At 31.5% G+C, this 12,010-nt stretch carries 9 protein-coding genes; all 9 read right to left on the bottom strand.

Translation table 11 applies throughout. From position 1 onward, the window contains the following. Nucleotides 1-55: 55 nt before the first annotated feature. Complete coding sequence (locus ACPLOV_RS11255) at nucleotides 56-1,018, bottom strand: AAA family ATPase (protein WP_424909487.1); 963 nt, start codon at nucleotides 1,016-1,018, stop codon at nucleotides 56-58. Between the two features lie 129 nt (nucleotides 1,019-1,147). Then, nucleotides 1,148-1,402: an RNA chaperone Hfq gene (hfq, locus tag ACPLOV_RS11250; RefSeq protein WP_068748998.1), complete on the bottom strand. Its 255-nt coding sequence runs from the start codon at nucleotides 1,400-1,402 to the stop codon at nucleotides 1,148-1,150. Between the two features lie 39 nt (nucleotides 1,403-1,441). Continuing rightward, nucleotides 1,442-2,392, bottom strand: coding sequence for a tRNA (adenosine(37)-N6)-dimethylallyltransferase MiaA (gene miaA / locus ACPLOV_RS11245; protein ID WP_424909488.1), 951 nt, complete (start codon nucleotides 2,390-2,392; stop codon nucleotides 1,442-1,444). Beyond that, nucleotides 2,389-4,197 carry a DNA mismatch repair endonuclease MutL gene (gene mutL / locus ACPLOV_RS11240; RefSeq protein WP_424909489.1) on the bottom strand — a complete coding sequence of 603 codons (1,809 nt, stop codon included), beginning with the start codon at nucleotides 4,195-4,197 and terminating at the stop codon, nucleotides 2,389-2,391. Before mutL ends, miaA begins: the two co-directional genes overlap by 4 nt. A gap of 12 nt (nucleotides 4,198-4,209) precedes the next feature. After that, nucleotides 4,210-6,792: a DNA mismatch repair protein MutS gene (gene mutS, locus ACPLOV_RS11235; protein WP_424911185.1), complete on the bottom strand. Its 2,583-nt coding sequence runs from the start codon at nucleotides 6,790-6,792 to the stop codon at nucleotides 4,210-4,212. Between the two features lie 11 nt (nucleotides 6,793-6,803). Next, nucleotides 6,804-8,135 carry a tRNA (N6-isopentenyl adenosine(37)-C2)-methylthiotransferase MiaB gene (gene miaB / locus ACPLOV_RS11230; RefSeq protein ID WP_424909491.1) on the bottom strand — a complete coding sequence of 444 codons (1,332 nt, stop codon included), beginning with the start codon at nucleotides 8,133-8,135 and terminating at the stop codon, nucleotides 6,804-6,806. Between the two features lie 36 nt (nucleotides 8,136-8,171). Continuing rightward, complete coding sequence (locus tag ACPLOV_RS11225) at nucleotides 8,172-8,915, bottom strand: uracil-DNA glycosylase (protein WP_424909492.1); 744 nt, start codon at nucleotides 8,913-8,915, stop codon at nucleotides 8,172-8,174. A 96-nt stretch (nucleotides 8,916-9,011) separates the two neighbouring features. Continuing rightward, a complete protein-coding gene (locus tag ACPLOV_RS11220; RefSeq protein WP_424909493.1) occupies nucleotides 9,012-10,424 on the bottom strand; it encodes a VanW family protein in 1,413 nt (470 codons plus the stop codon). Nucleotides 10,425-10,524: 100 nt separating this feature from the next. Then, complete coding sequence (locus ACPLOV_RS11215) at nucleotides 10,525-11,922, bottom strand: oxaloacetate decarboxylase subunit alpha (protein WP_424911184.1); 1,398 nt, start codon at nucleotides 11,920-11,922, stop codon at nucleotides 10,525-10,527. Nucleotides 11,923-12,010: the final 88 nt, after the last annotated feature.

Below are 12,010 nucleotides of genomic sequence, written 5' to 3'. Positions count from 1 at the left end.
GGATGCCCTAAAATCGCTATTTCATCTGTTTCTCTGATCATCGCAATTCACTCAATTAATCTTCTAAGGGTAAAATGTCCTCAGCTTTTATTAATATTAAATCTTCTTTGGAGATTTTTTTTTGATTAATTAGCCTTAAAGCCTGTTTTCTGATGGCTTTTTCAAGCAGGTTTCTCACCAGTCTTGCGTTTCCTAATTTATCAAAGTAAATGGATTTTTTGCTGTCTAAAAGTATAAATTTTAATTTTTCAATAGCTTCAGGTGTGAATTTGTATTGTCTTTTTTCAGCCATTAAAATTGCAATTTCTATTAGTTCCTCTAAAGTATAATCCGGGAATTCTATTTGGATTGGAAATCTTGATCGAAGGCCGGGATTTGTTCTTAAAAACCAATCCATTTCATCTTTATAACCTGCGAGTATTACTATCAAATTGTCTTTATAATCTTCCATAGCTTTTACCAAAGTATCTATTGCTTCTTTTCCAAAATCTTTTTCTCCCCCTCTTGCAAGAGAGTAAGCTTCGTCAATAAATAAAATTCCTCCTATCGCTTTTTTGATTTGCTCTCTTGTTTTTTGTGCTGTATGTCCTATGTACTCTCCTACGAGGTCAGCTCTTTCTACTTCGACAAGATGTCCTTTTTGGAGAATTTCCATTTCTTTAAACATTTTTCCTATAAGCCTTGCCACGGTTGTTTTACCGGTACCGGGGCTACCCTTGAATATCATGTGTAGGACCAAAGGTTCAGCAATCAAATCCTCTTTTTTTCGCCTCTTTTGGATTTCCACAAAAGCATGTAATTCTTTAACCAGTTGTTTTACTGCTGTCAATCCTACCAAACTATCCAGTTCATTTAATACTTCTTTAACCTTTTCTTCCTTACTTCTTTTTAATTCGTTTTTTTTAATTTCCATTTCCTTTAATAAAGATAGAGCATCGAGTGGCGAAAGGGATCCGTTAGAAACCATATTTAATATATCATTGCAATCTTTATAAATTGGATTTTTAATTTCTACCATGATTTTCACCTTAAAATTTTTAAAATTAACCCTTAGAGATATAATATGACAAATACAAGGTAGTTGATACAAATAAGTTAAAATTAAAAACTTCCGGGTGAATTTCCCGGAAGTTTTCTCACGAGTTTATTATTCTTCCTGTTTTTTTTCAGTATTGTTGTTATTAGTAAAGGATACAGGTTTTTGAGGAGAAATGGTAGAGACGGCATGTTTATAAATTAACATCTGCTTACCTTCGGAATCTAAAACCACAGTAAAGTTATCGAAACCTTTCACATGACCTTTAATTTGAAAACCATTTATAAGATAGATCGTTACTGCTATGTTCTCCTTCCTTACCTGATTTAAAAAAGCATCCTGAATATTAATTTGATTTTTTGACATTCTATGTCCCCCTTCATATTTATATCTACAGAATATATTCTAATAATTTTTTAATTTTCCTTCAACTGTTAAAACAATATATTGGATAATTTTTTCTTTTCCTTCCTTAGAAACATCTAACCAAATTATATCCTTATTTTTTTTAAACCATGTATATTGGCGTTTGGCGTAATGTCTGGTATCCCGTTGAATTTTATAAATTGCTTCTTCTAACGAAGCTTTACCTTCTAAATACTCAATAATTTCTTTATACCCCAAGCCTTTCATTGAATTCAACTCTTTTGAATATCCCATTTTTAATAAGTTTTTAACCTCTTCTATTAACCCCTGTTCTATCATCTTTAAAACTCTATTATTTATCCTTTCATACAATTCCTCCCTTGGTCTGGTAAGACCAAAAATAATTAAATCATAAGGACTTTCTTTTTTTTCATTTTCGTTTTCAAAGAATGAGAAAGGTTTTCCAGTTCTGTAATAAACTTCCAAAGCCCTTATCATTCTTTTTCTATTGTTTTTATGAATTTTTTCCGCAGATTTCGGATCGACCTCCTTTAAAATATTATATAAATATTCATTTCCGTTTTTCTCTGCTAAAAGGTTTAACTCTCTCCTTAATTCTTCATCTTTATGAAAATCAGAAAAAGAGTAATTATAACATACTGCGTTTATGTATAATCCTGTTCCACCGGAAAGTATAGGTATTTTTTTTCTTTTTGTAATTTCTTCAATAGCTTTTTCTGCTAAGTACTTATAATCTGCAACGGTAAATTCCTGATCGGGATTTACTATATCTATTAAATGATGGGGAATACCTTTTTTTTCTTCTTCGGTTGGTTTTGCTGTGCCAATGTTCATATATCTGTAAATTTGCATAGAGTCTGCAGAAATTATTTCCCCATCAATTTTTTTTGCTACTTCAATTGCTATTTCGGTTTTCCCCACAGCAGTAGGTCCGACAATTACCAGCAATAATTTTTTATCCTTTTTCACGATATAACCCTCTTGAACTTTTTTTCTAATTCGTATAAAGAAAAGGAAATAATGGTAGGCCTGCCGTGGGGACAATTATATGGATTTTCGGTTTCGAATAACATTTTAATAAGTTTATTCATTTCTTCGATACTTAGAATTTCATCAGCTTTTATAGCGGCATGACATGCTAAGGATGCTGCAATTTTATTTTTATCTTTTGGAAAATTTTCTTCCCGCAATTCATCAAGGATTTCTTTTATGTAGGAAGGATCCTTAGGAATTCCAAAGGTAAAGGGAACAGCACGTATTATTATGGAATTGTTATCAAATATATCCAAGTCAAATCCGTTATTTTTAAAAATATCAATGGCATCTTTGAAAAATTCCATTTCCGAATGGGTAAGATTTAAAATGTGCGGAACAACGAGTTCCTGAACAACAAAAGATTTTGAATAGTTAAGATACATTTCATACAAAATCCTTTCATGGGCTGCATGCTGATCAAGTATATAAAGATTATTATCATCTACAAAAATAATATAAGTATTAAATATCTGACCTATTATTTTAAAATTATTGATAGAAGTTTTTTTTGATAAACTTTTGTTTATAACTTCATTTTTTATTATTTCTGCTGTACTATAAAAGTCACTAAATTCTTTAATATATTGGTTAACCTGATTTACTTTTTTTTCTATTTTATCCTCAAAATTACAGAAATATTCCCTATTAGTGGAATTAATTTTATTTTCTACAGGAGGATTGTTTAAAAAATCTATCCTTTCTTCTTTTATAAAATTTTTATTAATTGAAATTGTTTCCCTGGGAATCAAAACATCGCCTTTTAATGCCTCTTTTATCGTCAGTAATAGCGCATCGCAAATTTTATATTCATCTTTAAATTTTATTTCAGTTTTTGAAGGGTGTACATTTACATCCACATAAGATTCGTCGATGTTAATAAATATTATAGCAACAGGAAATTTACCTGCTGGTAAAAATGGCGAATAACCTTTTTCCAGGAATAAAGATAGATTTTTATCTTTGACATATCTTCCATTCACAAAAAATATTTCGTACGATCGATTATTTCTTGAAAATTGAGGTGGTAATAAATAACCTTTTATTTTCAAAATGCCATAGTGTTTTTCAACTTCTATTAGATTTTTTGCTTCCTCAAAATCGTAAATTTTAGCAAAAACTTCTTTTATGTTTCCATTGCCCGAAGTAGTAAAAATTTCCTTGTCATCTATAATAAGCTTAAATGAAATTTCAGGATGCCCCAAGGCATACTTTGATATTATTTCCGAAATATATGCTGATTCCTTTGAAGAAGATTTCAAAAATTTTAATCGTGCCGGTGTATTGAAAAATAAATCTTCTACAATGATAGTGCACCCTTCTTTTGAAAGAGCTTCATCAAAATATTCAACTTTTCCTCCCGTAACAATACATTTGGTTCCAATATTTTCTTCCTTAGTCCTGGTAATCATGGTTACTTTTGAAACCGAAGCAATACTCGGTAATGCTTCTCCTCTAAATCCAAGGGTTTTTACCGTAAAAATATCATCAAGTTTGGATATTTTACTGGTAGCATGTCTTTCAAATGCCAGAAGTACATCTTCAGACGCTATCCCTTCCCCATCATCTAAAACTTTTATAAGCTTTTTTCCGCCATCTTTAATTTCAATTAAAATATTTTTTGCATTTGCATCAATGGAATTTTCAATTAGTTCTTTAACTACCGATGCAGGTCTTTCTACCACTTCTCCTGCTGCAATTTTTTGTGCCACATCTTCACTTAGCACTTTTATCTTACCCATTTTCTCTTCCCCTCACAAAATCTCCATTTTCAATTTATAAAGAAAATTTAAAGCTTCTAATGGCGTCATAGTGTTAATATCTATATCTCTTAATTTTTGAATAATAGTTTCATTCTTAATTTTCTCTAAATCCAATTGAGAATCTTCATTTTCATTTTCCGATAACCCAATATTGTTTACATAAGATTTTTCTGGTAAACCTTTTTCAAGATTTTTCAATAACTCGCTGGCTCTTTTTATCAAACTTTTCGGCAGTCCTGCTAACTTTGCTACTTCGATGCCGTAACTTTTATCTGCTTCTCCTGGAATAATTTTTCTTAAAAATAATATCTCATCTCCTTTTTCTTTTACAGTAACTTTATAATTTTTTATTCCGAAAAGTTCTTTTAGTTTTGTAATTTCATGATAATGTGTGGCAAATAAGGTTTTAGCTTTTACATTTTTATGAATGTACTCCACCACAGCCCATGCAATGCTCAAACCGTCGTAAGTGCTGGTACCCCTTCCAACTTCGTCAAGTATTATTAAACTTTTAGGTGTTGCATTTTTCAATATATTTGCAACCTCCATCATTTCTACCATAAAAGTACTCTGGCCGAAGGCTAAATTATCATAAGCGCCAATTCTTGTAAATATTCTATCTACTATTCCGATTATTGCTTTTTTTGCAGGTACGAAACTTCCAATTTGGGACATTAGCACGATTAATGCTACCTGACGTAAATATGTTGACTTTCCTGCCATATTAGGTCCGGTAATAATTGAAATCATCGAATCTTTGCAGTTTATATGCGTATCGTTGGGAATAAAAAGGTCGTTTTTTAAGGTTAATTCAACAACGGGATGTCTACCTTCAATAATTACAATTTCGTCACCGGTAGTAATTTCGGGTTTTACGTAGTTATTATCTCTTGCAACCTGAGCAAAAGACAAAAGAACGTCTAAGGTGGCTATTGAAAGAGCGCTGGTTTTAAAACGATTAATATTTTTTAAAAGATCCTTTTTTATTTCACAGAATATTTTATACTCCAATTCTACAAGTTTTTCTTCAGCACCGAGTATCATTTCTTCATATTCTTTTAATTTTTCGGTAATATATCTTTCTGCATTTGCAAGGGTTTGCTTTCTTATATAGTCCTCGGGTACCAGATTTAAATTGGCCTTGGTAATTTCTATATAATATCCAAAAACTTTATTGTAACCTACTTTTAAAGACTTTATACCCGTTCTTTCTCTTTCTTTTGCTTCAAATTCTGCGATAAAATCTTTTCCTTTGAAGGCAATTTTTCTAAGTTTATCTATGTTCTCATCAAAGCCTTCCTTAATTATATTCCCTTCTTTTACTGACAAGGGGGGATCCTCATTGATTGCCCTGTCTAATAAGTCAAAAATATCGTGTAGACCATCCAACTGTTTTTCTAAAGATCTTATAAGTTTTGAAGAAAAATCTTTTATCAAATTTTTTATTCGGGGAAAACGAGATATAGTATTTTTTATGGCCAGCAAATCTCTGGCGTTTACATTGCCGCATACTAATTTTCCTGTAAGTCTTTCCAAATCGTATATATTTTTTAATTCATTTTTTAATTCCTCTCTTTTAAAGAAGTTTTCAAATAATTCTTCGACCGCATCCAGCCTTTCCTTTATTTTTATGGGATCAATCAAAGGTTGTTCAATCCATTTTCTAAGTAGCCTTGCTCCCATTGCAGTCTGAGTTTTATCTAACACCCAAAAAAGACTCCCCTGTCTTTTTCTTTCAAAAAGAGATTCGGTGAGTTCAAGGCTTCTTTTTGTATTAGCATCCAGTATCATGTACTCCGATGGTTCGTAGTATCTAATATTATTAAAATGCTGTAATTGCTGCATCTGAGTTTCAATTAAAAATTTTAGGCAGGCACAGGAAGCTTTTAGTGAGAAAGGCCTGCCTTCTAAGGCTTTTAAAGAATCCAAATCAAAATTATTTGAAAGCAAAGTTAAATCTACATCAAAATAACTCTCTCCTTTTAAAGTAAGGGTACAGTGATTGATATCAAAATAATTCTTCTTTAAAATAGGAGTATTTAAGATTTCATCATTAACAATGCACTCAGTAGGAGAAAATTTATATAATTCATTGATTACTTCTTGAAAATTATTTTCAGCATATATTTCGGTAGTTATAAATTCCCCGGTTAATATGTCGGCGAAAGCTAAACCAAATTTATTTTCAGATTTGTAAATTGCACAAAGGTAATTATTCTTTTTTTCGTCTAAAATGTTTATATCCGTAACGGTACCCGGTGTAATAATTTTTACTACTTCTCTTTTAACAATGTTTTTGGCAAGTTTAGGATCCTCCATTTGTTCGCAAATAGCTATTTTATAGCCTTTATCAATAAGTTTTGCGATATATTGATCTGCTGCATGGTAAGGTATTCCAGCCATGGGCACCTTATTTTCTGTATCTCTTGAAGTAAGTGCTATTTCTAATTCTCTTGATGCTGTAAAAGCGTCTTCAAAAAACATTTCGTAAAAATCGCCCAATCTAAAAAATAGTATATAATCTTTATATTTCTCTTTAATCTCTTTATATTGTTTTATCATTGGAGTTTCCATATTAAAATAATTTAACCCCCTTGAATATTATAAAGCTCTCCAAATAAAGAAAAAGTATGAGGTTCAACAATTTTTACCCTTACAAGTTGACCAATTAAACTTTCCGAACCCTTAAAATTTACTATTTTATTTGTCCTTGTTCTTCCAGTTAATTTCCCTTTATCTTTTTTAGAATAGCCTTCAACGAGCACTTCTACTATCTTGTCTTTCATCTGCTCATTTTTCTTAGCAGATATAGAATCCTGAAGTTTCATTAATCTTTCCAGTCTATCTTTTTTCACTTCTTCTTCTACTTGATTATCCATTTCAGCAGCAGGGGTTCCCTTTCTTTTTGAATACATAAACATAAATGCTTGATCGTACTGAACTTTTTGAACAATATCCAGAGTGTCTAAAAAATCTTCTTCGGTTTCTCCTGGAAACCCTACAATGATATCGGTAGAAATTGCAATTTCGGGAATTTCTTCCCTTAATTTTTGAATTAGTTCTAAATAATGTTCTCTGGTGTAATTTCTATTCATTAATTTTAATATTTTATTGCTGCCCGCTTGAATTGGAAGATGAATATGTTCGCAAACTTTTTCTAAATCTCGCATGGCAAATATGAGTTCATTACTTAAATCCTTAGGATGGGAAGTGGTAAATCTAATTCTCTCAACTCCTTTGATTTTGTTTAATTCATAAAGTAATTGGGCAAAAGTGATTTTTTCATCCAGTAAATCTTTTCCATAAGAATTTACATTCTGGCCTAAAAGGTTTATTTCTTTAATTCCTTTTTCTGCAAGAGATTTAACTTCATTAATAATATCTACGGGCCTTCTGCTCCGTTCTCTTCCTCTAACATAAGGAACAATACAATAGGTGCAAAAATTATTACAACCATAAGTTATGGTAACCCAGGCTTTTATATTATCCTCCCTTAAATAGGGCAATCCTTCCTCCAACCATGTTTCATTTTCAACGGTTTCAACAATAGTATAGTTTGAATAGTTTACGTTTTCTATTAATTGAGGTAGTTTGCTGACATTATGAATTCCAAAAATAATATCAACAAAAGGATATTTATCTTTGATAAAATCTACCACATGAGGTTGCTGTATCATGCAACCGGTGATGGCTATGATCATATTTGGCTTATTTTGCTTTAATGGCTTTAATTGCCCTAAACGACCGTAAACCTTTTGTTCAGCGGTTTCTCTTACACTGCATGTATTTAATACCAGTATATCTGCATCTTTTATTCCTTCAGCAGGAACATATCCCATCTTTTCGAGCATACCCGATATAACCTCAGAATCATGTACGTTCATTTGACATCCCCAGGTAATAACTTTATATTTCACTAAATAGATCACTCCTCCTGAAAGTATGTTGTAAAGCTAATTTAATAGCTCTTTAAGTTTTAAAAAGGCATTCTTAAAGTCAGAATAAATCTCTTTTTTTGTTGTTTCAAGTCTTTCTCCTCTTTGCCTTAAAATATAAGCTGGATGATATGTGGGCATAATCCAATAATTTTTTTCTTTTATCCAAATACCTCTCATTTTAGTAATACTTTGCTCGGGTCTGAAAAATTTTAACGGAGTAGAACCTAAGGTTATGATTACTCTCGGTGAAATAAACTCTAATTCTAAATTTAATATTTCTGAACATGCTTTTACTTCATTAACGTAGGGAGTTCTATTTTTTGGAGGTCTGCATTTAACTACATTGGTAATATATATACGATTTCTATCGACATTAAACTTGCTGAGCAAGGTGTTTAACAATTGGCCGGCTCGTCCTACAAAAGGTTTACCCAATTTATCTTCTTCTTCTCCCGGTCCTTCTCCTATTAAAACTATAGGAGAAGAAAAGTTACCATCTCCTGCTACTTTTTGTGTGTGACATTCAGCAAAACAGAGGGAACAATTTCTGCATTCAATAAGATAATCTTTTATTTTTTTATAAATAAAATCTTTCATTATTTTTGCTGTTTCATTTTTTTCCTTTAATTTTTCCAGAATATCATCATAGGTTTGAAATTGAAGTCCAAATTCTTTTTGAAGGGATAAAAGAATTTCGATCTTTTTTGTAAGCTTAACCTCTCTCCCGTTAAAGGTATTTATTATTTCGTTCAATTCCATTTTATTCTCCCCCGATTTCTCAACTGATATTATAACAATTTATAGAGCGATTGAAAATAAAAAAAATAACCTCTAACGAGGTCATTTTATGCATGATTATTGATTTACCGCATTAATATCTAATAAATCATTAATATTGTTTTCACTGGTGGGTTCTTCTTTATCTATATTTTGATTTAGGCTTGGAATAGGCTTTTTACCTACATATTCAATCGTATTTAATGGTTTATAAGTATCTATAGAAACTAATTTTTTTTCAATCTTATCCTGATAATTTATTATTTTCCATACCTTTACTTTGCAACCCGGTCTTCCTTCTTCTATTCGTGTTTTACCTACCTCCAAATTATTATCTATTTTTTGTATTTTCCCAGGAGGAATAGTGTTAACTATTTCGGAAATGATATCTACTTTTTTATTAAATTTTTCATTGCTAAAAAATTTCATTACCAGATTATTTCCAATTATTTCAGTAGATAATACCAAATAACCTCCCGTGTTGTTTTTAAATTTTAAATCTAATATACCATAGCTTACGGTTGCATCTCTTCCGGGTGGGACATAACCTACCGGCATAGAGTGATGGTGCCTTTCGATTACCTCTAAATCTGCAAGGAGAACCAAATTATAAAGGGTAGTGGAAATTTGACATACACCTCCGCCCGTTCCCTGGATGACCTCATTATTAAAATATATCGGTGCATCTCTATAACCTTTTTCCTTCGTCCTTTCTCCAACGGTTTCGTTAAAGGAAAAAACCTCCATAGGAGCGATAATTATCCCGTTTAAAATATCAGAGGCTAATTTGATATTATTTATCCTATCTTTTTGATTTAAATTAAATCTGGTAGAAAAGGATGCTATTTCATATTTTATATTCATATTTTTTAATTTTTCTTTTGTATAAAAAGGTTTTATTTTTTTTAATGGTAAATCAATTACAATTTCATCATCGAATATTTTATTTGAAATCATTGTTTTTAATAGTTCCTTATCGATTTCGGTACCTTCCTTTTCATCGATTATTTGAAGTTTGTTTTGTCTAATTGTAAATCTTGCGTTTTGAGGTAAGGTGCAAATTTCCTTTTCTATTTTGGTTATAGTACTTTGAAGATTTTGTTCGTTAATGGCGTAGAATAAAGGAATAATCCTTAATTTTCTTTTATTAAATTGGTCTAAATAAAAGGATTTTAAAAAAAATTCTTCTTTTTTTATTTGCAAAGCCTCTTTTATGCTCTTCTCGGGATTAAATATTATTAATTCTCCTACGGTAGTTTCATATTTCTTGTTATTATATCTGAATATCATTTTTTGGTCATTTTTTTCTTCTATATAAGATTGAATTTTAAAAGATGCCTCTTCTTTTCTCAATTTACTTACATCTATGGGACCTATACGAACATTATATGGAAGAATATCATTATTTTTCTGATATATGAAAATTAAAATAATGGCAGAAAATAACGATATTATACATAAAAGCAGGATGATAAAAAAATTCTTTCTCATAAAACCACCTTCCAATGCATCCTACTTTTATGTATAATAATGCCCTCTTAAAAAAATGATTGAATTATTAAAAGGAAAAGCCCCTATTATAGGGGCCTTTTTATACAGGATAGTATATAAATTTATTATCTTCAAAAAGAAGATTTGAATCGTATTTATATTTTCCTGCTTCTCTTTCATGAAAAAACTTTAATGCTATTTGAGGAAATAAGGCATAGGTTAATACATCTTCCTCTTTTTCTATAAATCCCGAAATTGCTGCAAAATCCTTTTCCAATTCTGGCTCCAATAAATCGGCAGGTCTGCAATCAATGGGTTCTTCATCACCGATAATTTTCTTTTTAATTTCTGGATTGATCTCACCTGGCGGTTTACCGTAAAAACCTTTAATGTAATTCTTGACTTCATTAATTACAACCTTATATCTTTCTCCAGTTATAACATTTATTACTGCCTGTGTACCAACAATTTGACTGGTAGGGGTTACAAGAGGAGGAAAACCCAAATCCTCCCTCACCCTGGGCACTTCTTTCAATACTTCGGGGAGTTTATTCAGAGCATTTTGCTGCTTTAACTGACTGGTAAGGTTTGAAATCATTCCTCCAGGTATCTGATAGTTTAATACTGCTGTATCAATGATTGTGACCACACTGTCTATTTTGTAATTTTCTCTAACTTTTTTGAAATAATCTGAAATAGAGGATAAAAGTTCCAAATCAAGGCCGGTATCAAACTCGGTATCTTTTAACACCGCTACCATTGTCTCGGTTGGAGGTTGTGAAGTTCCAAGAGCAAAGGGTGAAAGAGCAGTATCAACTATGTCAGCTCCTGCTTCAATAGCTTTTAAATATGCCATAGAAGCCATTCCGCTGGTATAGTGACTGTGGATTTGAATTGGCAAGGTTATTTCTTCTCTTAGTTTTTTAACTAATTCATATGCGTTATAAGGTGTAAGAAGTCCTGCCATATCTTTTATACACAATGAATCTATACCCAGGGCTACCAATCTTTTTGCTATATCTACGTAATATTCCAGATTGTGCACGGGGCTAATAGTATAAACGATGGTACCCTGTGCATGAGCTTTATATTTTTTCGTGGCTTCTATAGCTTTTTCCATATTTCTTATGTCATTTAGAGCATCAAAAATTCTAATAATACTTATACCGTTTTCTATAGATTTTTTAACAAAAAGTTCTACTACGTCATCGGGGTAATGATGATACCCCAGGAGATTTTGTCCCCTTAAAAGCATCTGTAATGGGGTCTTTTCAATTTTCTCCCGTAAAAGCCTCAATCTTATCCATGGATCTTCGTTTAAATATCTAAGACAGCTATCAAAGGTAGCTCCTCCCCATGCTTCAAGAGAATGGTAACCTACTTCATCCAATTTTTCAGCCACCGGTAGCATCTCATCGGTTCTCATTCTGGTGGCAATAAGGGATTGGTGAGCATCCCTTAAAATAGTATCCGTTATGCCGATTTTTTTCTTTTGCAATCGACATACTCCTTTCCCAATTTAATTTATCCATAAAGGGAAAGCAACACACCTGCAACTATAGCGGTACCAATAACCCCGGCTACAT

The sequence above is a fragment of the Thermovenabulum sp. genome (assembly GCF_049723235.1).
GTDB lineage: Bacteria > Bacillota > Thermosediminibacteria > Thermosediminibacterales > Thermosediminibacteraceae > Thermovenabulum.
The sequence above is the reverse complement of the archived record's forward strand: the minus strand, read 5'-3'. Positions and strand labels throughout refer to the sequence as shown.

Coding starts and splice junctions, on each gene's coding strand:
- mutL (WP_424909489.1), bottom strand. CDS start 4,197: ATGGGTAAGATAAAAGTGCTAAGTGAAGATGTGGCACAAAAAATTGCA.
- ACPLOV_RS11225 (WP_424909492.1), bottom strand. CDS start 8,915: ATGGAATTGAACGAAATAATAAATACCTTTAACGGGAGAGAGGTTAAG.
- ACPLOV_RS11255 (WP_424909487.1), bottom strand. CDS start 1,018: ATGGTAGAAATTAAAAATCCAATTTATAAAGATTGCAATGATATATTA.
- mutS (WP_424911185.1), bottom strand. CDS start 6,792: ATGGAAACTCCAATGATAAAACAATATAAAGAGATTAAAGAGAAATAT.
- hfq (WP_068748998.1), bottom strand. CDS start 1,402: ATGTCAAAAAATCAAATTAATATTCAGGATGCTTTTTTAAATCAGGTA.
- ACPLOV_RS11220 (WP_424909493.1), bottom strand. CDS start 10,424: ATGAGAAAGAATTTTTTTATCATCCTGCTTTTATGTATAATATCGTTA.